A 14,677-nucleotide genomic window follows, 5' to 3' on the forward strand; every position below is an offset into this window, starting at 1 on the left:
CATGACGTCGAGCGTCACCGGCCAGCTGACCACCCCGTGGACTGTCCGGGAACGCGCCCCGGACACGCCGAGGAGGGCCGTGCACGCCGACCTGGAGCGGGAATACGTCGAATACGTGACGGTTCACCTGCCCGCCCTTCACCGTGTCGCCCGGCTGCTGTGCCGGGACCGGCACCGTGCCGACGACATCGTGCAGACCACCATCACGAAGCTGTACATCCACTGGAAGCGCGCCAAAGCCGCCTCCAACCTCGACGCCTACGTCCGCACCATGCTGGTGCGGGCCTTCCTGAGCGAACAGCGGCTGTCCTGGGCGAAGGTGCGGCTGTTCGGTTCCGCGCAGGAGATCCCGGGTACTCCCTCGGTCCACTCGCCGGACGTGGAGACCCGCGACCTGGTGCACACCGCGCTGTCGCGGGTCGCTCCCAAACAGCGGGCGGTGCTGGTGCTGCGGTTCCTGTGCGACCTCCCGGTCACCGAGGTGGCCCAGATCCTCGGGTGTTCGCCCGGTAACGTCACGAGCCTGACCACGCACGGCCTCAAACGACTGCGGGCCCTGCTGGGAGACCGGGCCGTCGCCGCACTGGAAGGAGGTGGCCGGGATGAACGATGACGAACGCGAAGCCGCCCGACTGCTGGAACCCCTGCGGCAACCCGAACCCCCGGCCACGTCGGCCGTCGACGTCGACCGGGCGATGCGAACCGGCCGCCGCACCATCCGGGTCCGCCAGGTCGCCGGAACCCTCGCGTGCGTCGTGGCCGTGCTGGGCATCGCCTTCACCGTGACCGTCCCGTACTACCACTCGCCCCCGGCCGAGGAGACCACGTCCGAGTTCGGGGTCACCACCCAGGAGTTCGCGATCGGTTCGGCCGGCGGCTTCACCCCGCTGACCTACGAGACCGGCCGGTCCCGCCAGCGGGCCACCCTGACCACGCAGGACGGCGCCACCGACGCCGTGGTCACCCTGTACCCCAAGGGAAGGGTGCCCCGCGTCGACGGCGAGACCTGGAAGCCCACCGGCGGGACCGCACCCGACGTCAAGGGCGGCGCCGCGGTGTGGCCGTCGGAGCCGGTGTTCGGTGACGACGCCGTCGAACTGGCCTGGCAGTGGCGCCCCGACGCCTGGGCCTTCGTGTCGGTGACCGGACCCGAGGCCGACCAGGACCGGGCCCACAAGGTCGCGCTCAGCGTCGAACCCGGGGCCGACATCGACGTGGCCGTCCCGGCGACCTATCCCACCCCGCATCCCGGCACGGTCCAGGAGTCCGCGGTGATCAGCACGCTGCGCTCCATCGGCGACCACGAACGCGCCGAACGGATCTACCAGGTGCGTTACCGCGCCTCGGGCGACGACTCCGACTGGATCACGGTCGGCGTGCGCGAACCCGCACCCGACACCGACGAGTCGACAACGGTCGACGACCGTCCCGCCCTCGTCGAGAAGAACAAGGTCACGTTCCTGGACGGCACCGGTCTGTTCGTGGAGGTCAGCGACGAGTCGGTGCTCGACGAACCGCTCACCGACTTCGCGGCGCGGGTCGAGCTGAAATCCGACCTCGAATGGTCACCGCCGCCGCTGTCGCCGTCCGACATGCCCACGTCCTCGTCGGAGACGCCGACGGACTCGTCCACCGAGACCGCGAGCCCGACGCCATAACGACAGCGCCGACCCGGGCGAACCCGGGTCGGCGCTGTTTATCCGTGGCGGTGACGGTGGGATTTGAACCCACGGATGGCGTAAACCATCAAACGCTTTCGAGGCGTTCTCCTTCGGCCGCTCGGACACGTCACCGCGGAAGAGCGTACCCGAGCAGCATGCGAGCACGCATCTGGGTATGCGTGGATTCGGCCACGGCCGAAAGGATGGCCGCGACCGCCACGGCCGCATAGCTTCGCGGCATGACGGCGATGCGAACCCTGCGCGGCCTGGCGGTACTGGCGTTGCTGGCCGTTGCCGTCGGCTGCGGTGGCCCCGGCGAGGCCGGGTCACAGGACAAGGCCGACGACAAGACCGAGACGAAGGCCGACCCCGGCGAGCCCGGCCTCCACAAGAAGGTCAAGGTCGACGGCGGCAAGACCTACGACGTCTACGTGCCCAAGGGCCGCTCGCTCGACGAGCCGGTACCGGCGGTGCTGGTGCTGCACGGCATGCCCGGCGACGCCGCCGAAGCCCGGGAACAGTCGGGGCTGGACGCGCTCGCCGACGAGGAGGGCTTCCTGGCCGTCTACCCCGACAACCCGAACGGCAGCTGGACCCCGAACCCCGACGACGAGGGCGACAGCGACTTCGTCCGCGACATCATCACCGACCTGACCGGTACCTGGAACGCCGACCCGAAGCGGATCTTCGTGTCCGGCACCTCCAACGGCGGCGACATGGCGCTGACCATCGGCGCGAAGCTGCCGGATCTGGTCGCGGGGATCGCGGCGGTCGTTCCGGCGGGCACCGAGGAGGTCGCGAAGGTGATGGACGCCGTCGAGACACCGGTGCCGTTGATCGCCTTCTTCGGCGGCAACGACCCGCGCGAGGGTCTCGGCCTGGACCTGGTGGCCACCTGGCGGGACCGCGTCGAGTGCGGCAAGGCCAAGACCGACAAGGGAAAGCAGGTCACGGTCCGCGAATACGCGTGCGCCGACGACACCGCGGTGGTGACGCAGGAGGTGCACGAGGGCTTCCACGAGTGGTTCGGCACCGCCGCCGAACCCGAACCGGTGTGGGCTTCGGCGGCGATGTGGGAGTTCTTCACCCGGAAGTCGTGACCGGTGGCTACTGCGGCGCGTTGCGTTCGTAGATCATCCGCAGCCCGATCAACGTCAGCATCGGCTCGTAGTTCGTGATCGTCGCGCACTCCTCGATCACCACCGGCGCCAGGCCGCCGGTCGCGATGACCGCCGACACCCCGGTGCCCAGTTGTTTGATGATCCGGGTGACCAGGCCGTCGATCTGGCCCGCGAAACCGTAGATGATGCCCGACTGCAGACACTCGACGGTGTTCTTGCCGATCACCGAACGCGGCTTGACCGGCTCGACCTTCTGCAACTGCGCGGCCCGCGACGCCAGCGCGTCGATCGAGATCTCGATGCCGGGCGCGAACGCCCCGCCCAGGAACTCGCCCTTCTCGGAGATCACGTCGATGTTCGTCGAGGTGCCGAAGTCCACGATGATGGACGGCCCGCCGTACATGTTGTACGCCGCGTGGGTGTTGACGATGCGGTCGGCGCCCACCTCGCGCGGGTTGTCGATGGCCAGCTGAACCCCGGTGCGAACCCCGGGTGCCACCAGCACCGTCGGTTTGGCCGCGTAGTAGCGCGACAGCATGACCCGCAGTTCCCGCAGCGCCTGCGGAACCGTTGAGCTGACGCAGATCGCGCTCACCTCGACGTTGTCGCCCGCGAGCAGTCCCCGGAAGGTGAGGGCCATCTCGTCGGCGGTGGCGCGCGGGTCGGTCTTGATGCGCCAGGAGTGGACGAGCGTCTCACCCTCGAATGTGGCGAGCACGGTGTTGGTGTTTCCGATGTCGACGCACAACAGCACGGCCTACTCCTGTCTGATGTCGAGTGCGATGTCGAGTATGGGCGATGAGTGCGTCAGGGCGCCGGACGAGATGTAGTCGACGCCGGTGTCGGCGTACTTCTCGGCGATGGTGAGGGTGATGTTGCCGGTGGCCTCCAGCTGCACGTCGGGGCCGACGGCCGCGACGACCTCGCGCAGCTGCGCCGGGGACATGTTGTCGCACAACAGGAACGTCGCTCCCGCCGCGACGGCCTCCCGGGCCTCGTCGAGGGTGTCGACCTCGACCTGGATGGCGATGTCGGGACGGGCGGCGCGCACCGCCTCGAAGGCGGCCGTCACCGATCCGGCGGCGAACTTGTGGTTGTCCTTGATCATGGCCACGTCGTACAGGCCCATGCGTTTGTTACCGCCGCCGGCGGCCCGCACCGCGTACTTGTCCAGGGTCCGCAGGCCCGGCGTGGTCTTGCGGGTGTCCAGCACGGTCACCTTGGTGCCGTCGAGCACCCGGGTCCACTCCCGAGTGTGGGTGGCGATGCCGGACATGCGGCACAACAGGTTCAGCACGGTGCGCTCGGCCATCAGCAGGTACCGGACCGGTCCGGCCACCGTCGCCAGCCGGTCCCCGGCGTAGACGCGGGCGCCGTCGTCGACCAGGTGCGTGAACGCGACGTTAGGGTCGAAGTGCTTGAACACCGCCTCGGCCACGGCCAGTCCCGCCACCACCCCGGACTCCCGGGCCACCAGGTCGGCGGTGCCGGTGACCGTCAGCGGGAAGATCGCCTCGCTGGTGGGGTCGCTGCGGTTAGGGCCCAGGTCCTCGGCCAGCGCCCGGTCGATGATGGCGTTGACCTCGTCGGGGTCCAGTCCCTGGGCGGTGAGTCGTTCGTCCACGGTAGTCATCTTGTCTCCATCCACACGCCCGACATTCTCCACAGCACCGCTTCGTTGCGTGCGACACCCCGACCCGAAGACGCGAGAATGGCCCTCTGCGCCTGCCCGCGCGGGGGGCCATTGGAAGTCCATGGGGTGCGTTTATGCGTCGCTTTTTTCAGATGGTGAATGCGCCGGTCTTTATCTGGTGGAGGAGGCCACGGAAGGTCGCCTCGTCCAGGGTCAGGAGCGGACTGTCGTCGCCGAGTTTGCCGTCGCGCACCTGGGGCAGGACGGAAACCCGTGCCTCGACACAGTTTCCGCCGCTGTTGTCGCTGTAACTGCTCTTGCGCCAGGGGACGGCTCGCGCGGCGCCGCGAGTGTCTCCCCGGCGACAACTGGATGTTCGCCTAGTCATTTCAGGAACTCCTTGATCGGTATGGCCATGCTGTAAATGGTCCGAAACGTCCCGACGAACCGTGATACTACGTCCGGGTCCTCCAGATACCTACACGCGTCGAGTGCGTCGACATAGACGAAACTCAACTCGTCGTCCGGATCGGTGGGGCTGAGAATCGTGAACGCCCCGGACATCGCGGGGTGGAATCCGCCCAGCACCCGGATGTCTACGCCCGGCAGTTTCGCGACCTCCAGCAGCCGCGCGATCTGCGCGTCCTTGACGTCGGGCAGTCCGTCCATGACGTGCAGCGCCCCCTCGCCGATGACGAACTCCATCCTCGGCAGCGGATCCCGACCGAACACGACCTCCTGCCGTTTGAACCGGAAGTTCTTCGTGGCAGGTTCGTCGGGGGCCTCCTGCGGCGGCCGGGTCTGGCGTTGCGCGTCGTAGTACTCGGGAACCTGAAGCAGCCCCGGCATGTTGAGGTGTTCCCAGGTCATGATGTAGCCGTACTCGACCTCAGCCGACGCGAACCACCGGATGCCGGGCTTCATACCGGGTTCGTGCTTCTCGTACAGGCCCCGCTGTTTGCCCTTCACGACCAGCCCGGTCAGGTACGACATCACCTCCGGTGGCGCGTCGTAAACCTCGGGGCTGCACAGATTTTTCACTATGTAGGACTTTGTCCCCTGCTTTCCCTTTTCGATTGCTGCGATGGTGTTCCTGTGTAGTTCGACTGCCGCTCCGGCCTCGGCGTGGGTCATCCCGGCCGCTTCACGGAGTTTGCGCAGTTCGGCTCCCAGTTGCCTCCTCGCGAGGGTGGGACGAGCCGAAGGGTCGTTGGTCATGGTGAGCACTTCTTCCCGGGAGTCAGGGGGGCCGCACATGATGCGCACGACCCTACCGAAGATGTGATGCACGGTTTTCGGCCGTAAATAACAGTGCGCAACGTTTCCGGCAGCCCTGAAACGTGCATCATGTTTCGGCTTCCCTGTAACCGTTTCAGCGCATAGCGTGGTCACGGGTGGGTCGCTCGTTTCCTTGAGTCGCATCACGAAGTCAGCGATGAGAGGAGCTGAGAACGATGATCACCTCATACCGACCGCCCCGGACCCTGGCTGAAGTCGAGGTGACGATTCCCTGCCGAGCCTGTCGTGAGCAGGGAGTGCGGGCCGTACAGACCCCGGACGGACTGCGCGCGCAACGATGCGCCGACTGCGACGGCACCCGCAGGAAGCGGATCATCCGGGAGTGCGAGGGATGACGGCGGGAGCACCGCGATGAGGGGCCACGAGCTCTTCCTGTGCTACCGCTGGAGCGGTCACCGCAACCTTTTGTCCAACGTGGAGGAACGCTGCCGACCGTCAGCGGACCTGCCCCCGGTGAGTGTGCGCGATTGGACGCTCAAACCCGACCACATGTGCCAGGCCGTCTATCAGGACAAGGTCGAGGCACTGGTGTGGATGTGGTCGCGGATGAACGAGGTCGGCGACTACTTCCTGCGGCACTATCCCGCGCTGGCGCCCGACATCCTGCGCCAGTACGCCCGGGCCGTGTCGATGCTCGACAACGCCGACATGGCCAGCCAGTGGAGCACCGAACTGCCGGACGGCTCGGTCGAGTTCGTCGCGGTGGTGGCGGTGTGGGACGACGGCAGGCCACTACCCCGGATACCCCGGCCACAGCCGGGTTCGGCCGCCAGCGTGGACTTCGGTGAACCAGCGCCGAGGCACCCCGGGCACCGGGATTTAAGCGCCCCGGTCGTGGGATCAGGCCGCTTCCCACCTCTGGGTCAGGACGCCGTCGGCGCCGATGCCGGCCAGCAGATGGCCGCGCCAGGTGTCGACGGCGTCCGGGAAGTCCTCCCGCCAGTGGCAGCCGCGGGTCTCGGTGCGGGCGTGGGCGGCGGCGGTGAGGGTCGCGGCGATGGTGACCAGGTTGGTCGCCTCCCAGGTCGCGGTGCGTGGACGTCCACTGTGCTCGTTGCCGAGGGTGGTGAGGACGGCGGCGGTCTCGGCGAGACTGTCGGCGCTGCGCAGCACCCCGGCCCCGGCGGTCATGGCGCGTTGCAGGCTCTGGCGGGAGGTGGTGGACACCGCCCACGACGCCGCGTCGGCGTCGGTGTGCGGATCGGACTGGGCCGGGAGCTCTCGGGCCAGGTCGTCGGCGATGCGGCGCGCGAAGACCAGGCCCTCCAGCAGCGAGTTGGAGGCCAGCCGGTTGGCGCCGTGCACGCCGGTGCAGGCGACCTCGCCGCAGGCGTACAGGCCGTCCACACTGGTGCGTCCATGGAGGTCGGTCCGGACGCCGCCGGAGGCGAAGTGCGCGGCCGGGGCCACCGGGATCAGGTCGACCACCGGGTCGATGCCCGCGGCCCGGCAGGACGCCAGGATGGTCGGGAACCGGGATTCCAGGTGCTCGGCGCCCAGGTGCCGGGCGTCCAGCCAGACATGGTCGACGTCGTCGCGGCGCATGATCCTGGTGGCGCCCTTGGCGACCACGTCGCGCGGCGCCAGTTCGGCCAGCTCGTGGGCGCCGACCATGAACCGCACACCCTCGCCGTCGACGAGATGCGCGCCCTCGCCCCGCAGCGCCTCCGAGATCAGCGGCTGCTGGTCCCGGCTGCCCGGCAAGAACAGCGAGGTCGGGTGGAACTGGACGAACTCGATGTCGGTGACCGCGGCACCGGCGCGCAGCGCCGCCGCCACACCGTCCCCTGTCGACACCGACGGGTTCGTGGTGGACGCGAAGATCTGGCCCATGCCGCCGGTGGCCAGCACCACCGCGCGCGCCAGCACCCCGCCGACGCCGTCCTCGGAGCCCTCGCCCAGGACGTGCAGGCTCACCCCGCAGGCCCGGCCCGACTTGTCCCGCAACAGGTCCAGCACCAGCGCGTGGTCGATGATGCGGATCCACGGGTCGGCGTGCACCGCCGCGTGCAGCGCCCGCTGCACCTCGGCACCGGTGGCGTCACCACCGGCGTGCACGATGCGTTTGGCGCGGTGGCCGCCCTCGCGGGTCAGCATGAGCGAGCCGTCGGCGTACCGGTCGAAGTTGGCGCCGGTGTGGATGAGCTCCCGGACCCGGTCGGGGCCCTCCTTCACCAGGACGTCCACCGCCGCCGGGTCGCACAGCCCGACCCCGGCGATCCGGGTGTCCTCGGCGTGCGCGGCCGGGGTGTCCAGCGGATCCAGCACGGCGGCGATACCGCCCTGCGCCCAGCGGGTGGAGCCGTCGTCGATGTTGACCTTCGTGACGACCGTGACATGCAGGCCCGCCTCGCGCAGGTACAGCGCCGTGGTCAGGCCCGCGATGCCGGAACCGATGACGCACACGTCGGTGGTCTCGGTCCAGGACGGATCGGCGGCCCGCAACCGCCGCGGCACCGGCGGCAGGGCGGGAATGTCCATCGTGGTCATCACTCGCCACCGACGACGAACGCCGCCAGATCCCGCGACTGCCGCAGCCGCGACTCCTCGTGCAGGTACATCATGTGACCCGCCTCGTAGTAACGGAACTCGACGTTGTCGCGCAGCTCGGCGGGGATGGCCAGCCGCGCCATCGTGTACTCACCGGCGAAGTGCGGGGTCGCGCCGTCGTGGTAACCGCAGGCGACGTGCACCCGCAGGTGCGGGTTGGCCCGCATCGCGGCGGCGAGTTTGTCGGCCACCGACAGGTTCTTGGCCTCGAACTCCTTATAGGACCACGGGTGGACCTTGCGGGAGATCACCTCGTAGGGCAGGTCGTTCTCGTACTCCAGCTCGGCCCGGACGTAGTGGTTCAGGGCGGCGGTGAACGGACCGATGATCGCACTCATGGACGGGTCGGCGCTGAAGTGCTCGCGACCGTAGTCGGCGTCGTAACCGGTGAAACGCCCGTCCAGACGACCGACGACCTTTCGCTTATGACGCAACACCTCCGTGAAGAACCGGATGTGCTCGATCCGCAGGTCCACGGCGTCGACGTAGTCGCTCGACAGACCCGTCAGCCGGGCGATCGTCGCCACGGCGGCGTCGCGTTCGGCCCGCGGCAACCGGGAACCACGCGCCAGCACCCTCGGATACTCGGCGGCGGCGAACTCCTCGGCCTCGTCCAGGACCTCGCGCAGACTCCGGTCGCCGTGCAGACCGTGGTAGTGGGCGATCGCCGCGTAGGTCGGCAGGTACATCGCGAACGGCAGGTCATTGTGGTCGGAGAACTCCAGCGTCCCGATGTCCAGCACCGGCGAGATCAGCATGAGTCCGTTGAGGTACATGCCGTAGCGGTTCTGCAGGAAGTCCGACAGCGCGGCGGCGCGCAGCGTCCCGTACGACTCACCGGCCAGGTACTTGGGTGACAGCCAGCGGTTGTTGCGGGTGGTCCACAGGCGGATCACCTCGCCCACCGACTCGATGTCGCCGGTGTAGCCGTGGAACGGTTTGGCCTTCTCGCCGTTGACGGCCCGGGAGTAGCCGGTGGACACCGGGTCGATGAACACCAGGTCCGAGTGCCGCAGCAGCGACTCGTGGTTGTCGACCAGCCGGTACGGCGGCGGCTTCATGGCCCCGGCGTCACCGGCGTCGACACGGCGCGGTCCCAGGATCCCCAGGTGCAGCCACACACTGGACGAACCCGGGCCGCCGTTGAACGCGAAGGTCACCGGACGGTCGGCGTGGTCGGCGTCGTCCAGGGTGTACGACGTGATGGACAGCTCGGCCTTCGGCTTGTGCCCGGTGAACTTGTCGTCCTCGGTGACCTCCTCGCGCAACACGATCCGGCCGGTGGTCGCGGTGTAACGCAACTCGCCCAGCGAATGCGTGGTCGTCACCAGGTCGTCGGCGGGTTCGGCGGGCTTGCCGTCCTTGGCGTCGGTGGCCGCCTCCGGCTGCTTCTCGTCGTTCATGACGCCAGAGCCTATGCCACCGGCGCGGTACCTCTCACCGAGTTTCGCGCCACGTTCGGGCTCGTGACCGGGTCGCCGGCGGTGCCGGGCGCCGCGGCGGTGGCGTCGTTCCCCAGCGCCACAATGCGGTTGCCCGAGTCGACGTGCACGATCTTCGGCTCGAACTCGCGCGCCTCCCGGTCGTCCATGGCGGCGTACGAGATGAGGATCACCAGATCGCCGGGGTGCACCAGGTGCGCGGCGGCGCCGTTGATGCCCAGCACGCCGGTGCCGCGTTCACCGGGGATCACGTAGGTCTCCAGCCGGGAACCGTTGGTGATGTCCACGATCGACACCTGTTCGCCGGGCAGGATGTCCGCCGCCTCCAGCAGGTCCTCGTCCACCGTGCAGGAACCCACGTAGTGCAGGTCCGCCTCGGTGACCGTGGCACGGTGGATCTTGGACTTGAGCATGGTCCGCAACATCACTTGACTCCAATATGTACGGGGGTGTTGTCGATGAGACGAGTCGTGCCGACTTTGGCGGCGATGAGCAGTCGTGCGGCACCGGTCTCAGGTGCCGGGCCGAGCGCCGGATCGGTGAGCGCCAGATAGTCCAGCGCTATTCCCGGCGCCGCGTCCAGGACCTCGCGGGCGGCGGCCAGCGGGTCGGGGCTGTCGGCGGCGGCTTTGAGCGCTCGTGAGATCGCCAGCGACACCGCGCGCTGTTCGGTGTCCAGGTAGACGTTGCGGCTGGAGCGGGCCAGCCCGTCGGACTCGCGCACCGTCGGCACCGGCACGATCTCCAACGGAAAGTCCAGGTCGGACACCAGTCGCCGCACCAGGGTCAGCTGCTGGTAGTCCTTCTCACCGAAGCACGCGAAGTCCGGGCGCACCAGGTGGAACAGCTTCGACACCACGGTCAGCACGCCCCGGAAGAACCCCGGACGGCTCGCGCCCTCCAGGATCTCGCCCAGCGGACCCGGATCGACGGTGACCGAGACCTCGTGCGGGTAGACGACCTCCCGGTTCGGGGCGAACACCAGGTCGACGCCCTCGGCGGCGCACAGTTCCAGGTCGGCCGACAGCGGCCGGGGGTACTTCTCGAAGTCCTCGTTCGGGCCGAACTGCAACGGGTTGACGAAGATCGACACCACCACCGTGTCGGCGCGTGCCTTGGCGGCGCGGATGTTCGCGACGTGGCCGTCGTGCAGGGCACCCATGGTGGGCACCAGCGCGACCGTCCCGGACAGTTCGGCGCGGGCCTTGGCCAGCTCCTCCCGGGTGGCGACGACTCGTACGGTCATTTGCGGCCTCCTTCGCCGTCGGGACCCGACAGCACGTCCAGCAGCGGCTCGGCGGCCGCCACCGACAGGCGTTTGTGAGAGATGGCGCGGTCGGCGGTGCGCCTGGCCATCGCCCGGTACGCGGCCACCGAGTCCGGCAGCGCCCGCGACAGCGCGTCCAGGTGCGAGGCGACGGTCCCGGTGTCGCCGCGCACGATCGGACCGGTCAAAGCGTTGTCCCCCAACCGGAGTGTGTTGTCCAGCGAGGCCGACAGCAGCGGGCCCAACATCCGTTCGGGGTGCATGACCCCGCATTCGCGCAGGATGTCGACGGCCTCGTTGATGAGGGTGGTCATGTGGTTGGCGCCGTGGCACAGCCCCGCGTGGTACAGGGCGCGCAGCTGCTCGGGGATGAACTCGGGTTCGCCGCCCATCTCCACGACCAGCGCCTCACCCACCATCCGCATGGTCTCGTCGGCGGTGACCCCGAAACTGACGCCGTCGAGCCGGTCCAGGTCCTCGGGCCGTCCGGTGAAGGTCATGACCGGGTGCAGCGCCAACGGCAGCGCGCCCGCCGAGACGGCCGGACGCAGCACCTCGATGCCGTGCGCGCCGGAGACGTGCGCGACCAGCTGCCCCGGCTGGAAGTGCCCGGCCGTGGCCAGCCCGGAGACGACCTGGGCCAGCTCGTCGTCGGGGACGGCCAGCAGCAACAGCCCGGCACGTTCGGCGACCTCGTCGGGCGACAACACCGCGGCGTCGGGAAGCAACCGCCGGGCGCGGTCGCGGGAAGCGTCGGACACGGCACTGGTGGCGACGATGTGATGTCCCGCCCGGGCCAGGGCGGCGCCGAGAACCGAACCGACCCGTCCGGCCGAGATGATCCCGACGTCCAGGCGGCTCTCCTGGTGCGGGCCCGAGGCCCCGGTTGGCGACATTGCCATGATTGTGCCGATCCAGTCCTGTAGTCAGCGGGTACCGGTCGCATCAAACACTAGATCCGTGGCGCTTGTGCCTCAACGCGGGATTGCTCACACCGCGAAACCGTCACATCCGCGGCGGAATAGCTGCGCGGATCGCGGGGATTGACCCGGGTATGTGGAACAGCGAGCAACTCGACCTCGACGCCTACCTCACCCGCGTCGGCCACGACGGCGACCGGACGCCGACACTGGCGACGCTGCGGGCCCTGCAACGCGCGCACGTGCTGAACCTGCGCTGGGACACCATCGACAGTTTCCTTTACCGCGAGGTCCGCCTCGACCTCGCGGCGATCCAGGACAAGCTGCTGCGCCGGGGCCGGGGCGGCTACTGCTACGAGCACACCGTGCTGTTCGCCGCCGTGCTGGAGAAACTCGGGTTCCGCTTCACCGCCGTGTCCGCGCGGGTGCAGCTGGGCGCCGACTCCACCACGCCCCGCCCGGCCACCCACGCGATGCTGATCGTCGACCTGGACGGGAAACGCTGGCTGTCCGATGTCGGTTTCGGGTCCAGCCCGTTGGAGCCCATCGAGCTGGTCGACGGTGGCCGCGGCGACTCCGGCCCGTGGCCGTACCTGCTGCGCTGGCAGGACATCACCCACGGTTCGCCGGGCTGGGCCGTGCACCAGCGCGGCGACGGCCCCGAGGGACCGGAAGGCTGGACGGTGCGGCAGGTCTTCACCGAGACGCCGCAGTACCCGATCGACTACGTCCTCGGCAACCACTTCGTGGCCAGCAACGACCGCTCGCCGTTCGTTACCCGCCCGTACATCCAGCGGCTGCGCACCGACCGCTACGACACGCTCGACGCGCTCACCTGGACGACCGAGCGTCCGGGGCAGGACGCGGTGTCCGAGACCGTGCGGCCGCACGAGGTGCCGAAGCTGCTCGACGACGTCTTCGACATCCGCGTCGACGCCGCCGAGGCCCGGTTGCTCGTCGACAGGCTGACGGAACGGGAAGCCTGACAGCTCACGATCTTCACGACGACGGCGAACGGTAGCCTTCGGCAATGTCAGTCGACGTAGACGCGTACCTGAAGCGCATCGGCGTGACCACCCCGGTTTCCGTCACCGCCGAGAGCCTTCGCACCCTGCACCTCAATCACCTGCGCACCATTCCGTTCGAGAACCTGAGCATCCACCTGGGCGAGACGATCAGCCTCGACGAGGCGCCGCTGCTGGACAAGGTGGTGACCCGAAGCCGCGGCGGTTTCTGTTACGAACTCAACGGCGCCTTCGCCTGGCTGCTGCGGGAACTGGGCTACACGGTGACGCTGCTGTCGGCCCGGGTCTTCGCCGGCGACAACCCCGGCCCGCCCTTCGACCACCTGGCGCTCAAGGTCGACCTGGACGAGCCGTGGCTGGCCGATGTCGGTTTCGGCGCCTTCGCCAGCCATCCGCTGCGGCTCAACGATCGCGGCGACCAGACCGACCCGGCGGGCACCTTCCGCATCGCCGACGCCGAACACGGCGACCTGATCGTGTACGAGAACGGCGAACCCCAGTACCGCTTCGAGGCGCACCCGCGCGAGTTGGCCGAGTTCGAGGCGATGTGCTGGTACCAGCAGAACTCGCCCAAGTCGCACTTCACGAAGTCGCCGGTGTGCTCGCGGCTGACCGACACCGGCCGCGTCACCCTCACCGGCCGGACCCTCAAACGGCTCGCGGACGGCGAGACCACCAAGACCACCCTGAAGGTCGAGGCCGAGATCCTGGCGACCTACCGTGACCTGTTCGGCGTCACCCTCGACCGGCTCCCCGACGATCCGCGCGAAGCGTGAGCGCCGGTGCTGCCCTGGTCACAGGCGATGCGCCGGGCCCTTTACGGGCCCGGCGGCTTCTACACGCTCAACAGCCCCAACCGGCACTTCCGCACCAGCGCGCAGTTCCCGCTGTTCGCGACGGCGATCGCCGAACTGGTGCGCCGCACCGACTCCCGGCTCGACCACCCCGAGGTGTTCAACCTCGTCGACGTCGGAGCCGGCTCGGGTGAACTGCTGCGGCGGGTGCTGGACGAAGAGGACCTGAACGGCAGGCTGCGTCCGGTCGCGGTGGAGCTGCGTCCCGCGCCGCCCGGGCTGGACGAGCGGATCGAGTGGCGGACAAGCCTTCCCGGCGGCATCATCGGTCTGCTGATGGCGTGCGAGTACCTGGACAACATGCCGCTGGACATCGCCGTCGCCGACGCGGCGGGCGCGGTCCGCTACGAACTCGTCGACCCTGGCAGCGGCGAGACCCGGCCCGGCCAGCCGGTGTCGAGCGTGGACGCCGACTGGCTGCGGGCCTGGTGGCCGCTCGGGCAGGCCGGTCAGCGCGCCGAGATCGGCCGCTCGCGCGACCAGGAATGGGCCCGGTTGTGCGGCAATGTTTCACGTGGAACAGTCGTGGCAGTAGACTATGGACACACGAAGGACTGCCGGCCCCCGCTGGGAACCGTCACCGGCTTCCTCGACGGCCACCAGGTCGCCCCGGTCCCCGACGGCACCCGCGACATCACCGCCCACGTCGCCATGGACTCGCTCGGCGACGGCGGACTGTGGACACAACGCGACGCCTTGCGGGAACTGGGAATCAGCGGCAGCCGTCCGCCGCTGGAACTGTCCCGCACCAACCCGGCCGAGTACATCAGGGCGCTGAGCCGCGCCGGGGACGCGGCCGAACTGACCGACCCCGCGGGCCTGGGCGCCCACCACTGGCTGGTCCTCAACCTGACGCAACGCTGACCGGCACGCACCGCGCCCGGCGGCGGCGCGGCGGTCGTGCC

The 14,677-nt window shown here is 69.1% G+C and carries 16 protein-coding genes and 1 tRNA gene; 7 read left to right on the forward strand and 10 right to left on the reverse strand.

Annotated features, from left to right (window positions below; genetic code table 11):
* Window position 1: 1 nt before the first annotated feature.
* Both SNAS_RS00405 and SNAS_RS00410 read left to right on the forward strand, forming a co-directional pair.
* Window positions 2-613 carry a SigE family RNA polymerase sigma factor gene (locus SNAS_RS00405; RefSeq protein ID WP_013015371.1) on the forward strand — a complete coding sequence of 204 codons (612 nt, stop codon included), beginning with the start codon at window positions 2-4 and terminating at the stop codon, window positions 611-613.
* Window positions 603-1,658, forward strand: a complete 1,056-nt coding sequence (locus SNAS_RS00410; protein WP_013015372.1) for a hypothetical protein — start codon at window positions 603-605, stop codon at window positions 1,656-1,658. Before SNAS_RS00405 ends, SNAS_RS00410 begins: the two co-directional genes overlap by 11 nt.
* Window positions 1,659-1,703: 45 nt before the next feature.
* On the opposite strand, the gene SNAS_RS00415 is transcribed toward SNAS_RS00410, so the two are convergent.
* Window positions 1,704-1,793, reverse strand: a tRNA-Ser gene (locus SNAS_RS00415).
* Between the two features lie 107 nt (window positions 1,794-1,900).
* Here SNAS_RS00415 and SNAS_RS00420 point away from each other — a divergent pair.
* Window positions 1,901-2,761 (forward strand): CE1 family esterase, encoded by an 861-nt coding sequence (locus SNAS_RS00420; protein ID WP_013015373.1) that lies wholly within the window; start codon window positions 1,901-1,903, stop codon window positions 2,759-2,761.
* Between the two features lie 7 nt (window positions 2,762-2,768).
* Here the strand turns inward: SNAS_RS00420 and SNAS_RS00425 are convergent, their stop codons facing one another.
* The 4 genes from SNAS_RS00425 to SNAS_RS33605 all read right to left on the reverse strand — a co-directional run bounded on the left by SNAS_RS00425 (window position 2,769) and on the right by SNAS_RS33605 (window position 5,633).
* Window positions 2,769-3,536 (reverse strand): type III pantothenate kinase, encoded by a 768-nt coding sequence (locus SNAS_RS00425; RefSeq protein WP_013015374.1) that lies wholly within the window; start codon window positions 3,534-3,536, stop codon window positions 2,769-2,771.
* A gap of 3 nt (window positions 3,537-3,539) precedes the next feature.
* The gene (gene nadC / locus SNAS_RS00430; protein WP_013015375.1) at window positions 3,540-4,415 is read right to left on the reverse strand and encodes a carboxylating nicotinate-nucleotide diphosphorylase; all 876 of its coding nucleotides are present in this window, start codon (window positions 4,413-4,415) and stop codon (window positions 3,540-3,542) included.
* A gap of 148 nt (window positions 4,416-4,563) precedes the next feature.
* On the reverse strand, window positions 4,564-4,803 hold the full coding sequence (locus SNAS_RS33600) for a DUF397 domain-containing protein (protein ID WP_013015376.1): 240 nt from the start codon (window positions 4,801-4,803) through the stop codon (window positions 4,564-4,566).
* Entirely contained in the window at window positions 4,800-5,633 is an 834-nt protein-coding gene (locus SNAS_RS33605; protein WP_169313834.1) for a helix-turn-helix domain-containing protein, read from the reverse strand. The genes SNAS_RS33600 and SNAS_RS33605 overlap by 4 nt, the downstream gene beginning before the upstream one ends.
* A 236-nt stretch (window positions 5,634-5,869) precedes the next feature.
* Here SNAS_RS33605 and SNAS_RS34855 point away from each other — a divergent pair, with 236 nt between their 5' ends.
* The gene (locus SNAS_RS34855; RefSeq protein WP_013015378.1) at window positions 5,870-6,049 is read left to right on the forward strand and encodes a hypothetical protein; all 180 of its coding nucleotides are present in this window, start codon (window positions 5,870-5,872) and stop codon (window positions 6,047-6,049) included.
* Between the two features lie 505 nt (window positions 6,050-6,554).
* Here SNAS_RS34855 and SNAS_RS00440 read toward each other — a convergent pair.
* From SNAS_RS00440 to SNAS_RS00460, 5 genes are read right to left on the reverse strand one after another with little or no spacing between them, the layout of a single operon-like run.
* Window positions 6,555-8,195 (reverse strand): L-aspartate oxidase, encoded by a 1,641-nt coding sequence (locus SNAS_RS00440; protein ID WP_041625349.1) that lies wholly within the window; start codon window positions 8,193-8,195, stop codon window positions 6,555-6,557.
* 8 nt (window positions 8,196-8,203) lie between these two features.
* Window positions 8,204-9,667 carry a S10 family peptidase gene (locus SNAS_RS00445; RefSeq protein WP_013015380.1) on the reverse strand — a complete coding sequence of 488 codons (1,464 nt, stop codon included), beginning with the start codon at window positions 9,665-9,667 and terminating at the stop codon, window positions 8,204-8,206.
* Between the two features lie 11 nt (window positions 9,668-9,678).
* The gene (panD, locus tag SNAS_RS00450; protein WP_013015381.1) at window positions 9,679-10,131 is read right to left on the reverse strand and encodes an aspartate 1-decarboxylase; all 453 of its coding nucleotides are present in this window, start codon (window positions 10,129-10,131) and stop codon (window positions 9,679-9,681) included.
* The gene (panC, locus tag SNAS_RS00455) at window positions 10,131-10,952 is read right to left on the reverse strand and encodes a pantoate--beta-alanine ligase (RefSeq protein ID WP_013015382.1); all 822 of its coding nucleotides are present in this window, start codon (window positions 10,950-10,952) and stop codon (window positions 10,131-10,133) included. The genes panD and panC overlap by 1 nt, the downstream gene beginning before the upstream one ends.
* Window positions 10,949-11,875: a Rossmann-like and DUF2520 domain-containing protein gene (locus SNAS_RS00460; protein ID WP_013015383.1), complete on the reverse strand. Its 927-nt coding sequence runs from the start codon at window positions 11,873-11,875 to the stop codon at window positions 10,949-10,951. The genes panC and SNAS_RS00460 overlap by 4 nt, the downstream gene beginning before the upstream one ends.
* Before the next feature lie 152 nt (window positions 11,876-12,027).
* Between SNAS_RS00460 and SNAS_RS00465 the strand changes: the two genes are divergently transcribed.
* The 3 genes from SNAS_RS00465 to SNAS_RS00475 are packed head-to-tail and all read left to right on the forward strand — an operon-like array spanning window position 12,028 to window position 14,636.
* A complete protein-coding gene (locus SNAS_RS00465; RefSeq protein WP_013015384.1) occupies window positions 12,028-12,879 on the forward strand; it encodes an arylamine N-acetyltransferase family protein in 852 nt (283 codons plus the stop codon).
* A 44-nt stretch (window positions 12,880-12,923) separates the two neighbouring features.
* A complete protein-coding gene (locus tag SNAS_RS00470; protein ID WP_013015385.1) occupies window positions 12,924-13,694 on the forward strand; it encodes an arylamine N-acetyltransferase family protein in 771 nt (256 codons plus the stop codon).
* A gap of 6 nt (window positions 13,695-13,700) precedes the next feature.
* On the forward strand, window positions 13,701-14,636 hold the full coding sequence (locus tag SNAS_RS00475; RefSeq protein ID WP_013015386.1) for an SAM-dependent methyltransferase: 936 nt from the start codon (window positions 13,701-13,703) through the stop codon (window positions 14,634-14,636).
* The last annotated feature ends 41 nt before the right edge of the window (window positions 14,637-14,677 follow it).

It is taken from the genome of Stackebrandtia nassauensis DSM 44728 (genome assembly GCF_000024545.1).
GTDB classification, from domain to species: Bacteria; Actinomycetota; Actinomycetes; order Mycobacteriales; family Micromonosporaceae; genus Stackebrandtia; species Stackebrandtia nassauensis.

What these genes read in the sequence shown, in the direction of transcription:
- SNAS_RS00405 (WP_013015371.1), top strand. Translation starts at nt 2, where the DNA reads ATGACGTCGAGCGTCACCGGCCAGCTGACCACCCCGTGGACTGTCCGG.
- SNAS_RS00410 (WP_013015372.1), top strand. Translation starts at nt 603, where the DNA reads ATGAACGATGACGAACGCGAAGCCGCCCGACTGCTGGAACCCCTGCGG.
- SNAS_RS00420 (WP_013015373.1), top strand. Translation starts at nt 1,901, where the DNA reads ATGACGGCGATGCGAACCCTGCGCGGCCTGGCGGTACTGGCGTTGCTG.
- nadC (WP_013015375.1), bottom strand. Translation starts at nt 4,415, where the DNA reads ATGACTACCGTGGACGAACGACTCACCGCCCAGGGACTGGACCCCGAC.
- SNAS_RS33600 (WP_013015376.1), bottom strand. Translation starts at nt 4,803, where the DNA reads ATGACTAGGCGAACATCCAGTTGTCGCCGGGGAGACACTCGCGGCGCC.
- SNAS_RS33605 (WP_169313834.1), bottom strand. Translation starts at nt 5,633, where the DNA reads ATGACCAACGACCCTTCGGCTCGTCCCACCCTCGCGAGGAGGCAACTG.
- SNAS_RS34855 (WP_013015378.1), top strand. Translation starts at nt 5,870, where the DNA reads ATGATCACCTCATACCGACCGCCCCGGACCCTGGCTGAAGTCGAGGTG.
- SNAS_RS00440 (WP_041625349.1), bottom strand. Translation starts at nt 8,195, where the DNA reads ATGGACATTCCCGCCCTGCCGCCGGTGCCGCGGCGGTTGCGGGCCGCC.
- SNAS_RS00445 (WP_013015380.1), bottom strand. Translation starts at nt 9,667, where the DNA reads ATGAACGACGAGAAGCAGCCGGAGGCGGCCACCGACGCCAAGGACGGC.
- panD (WP_013015381.1), bottom strand. Translation starts at nt 10,131, where the DNA reads ATGTTGCGGACCATGCTCAAGTCCAAGATCCACCGTGCCACGGTCACC.
- panC (WP_013015382.1), bottom strand. Translation starts at nt 10,952, where the DNA reads ATGACCGTACGAGTCGTCGCCACCCGGGAGGAGCTGGCCAAGGCCCGC.
- SNAS_RS00460 (WP_013015383.1), bottom strand. Translation starts at nt 11,875, where the DNA reads ATGGCAATGTCGCCAACCGGGGCCTCGGGCCCGCACCAGGAGAGCCGC.
- SNAS_RS00465 (WP_013015384.1), top strand. Translation starts at nt 12,028, where the DNA reads ATGTGGAACAGCGAGCAACTCGACCTCGACGCCTACCTCACCCGCGTC.
- SNAS_RS00470 (WP_013015385.1), top strand. Translation starts at nt 12,924, where the DNA reads ATGTCAGTCGACGTAGACGCGTACCTGAAGCGCATCGGCGTGACCACC.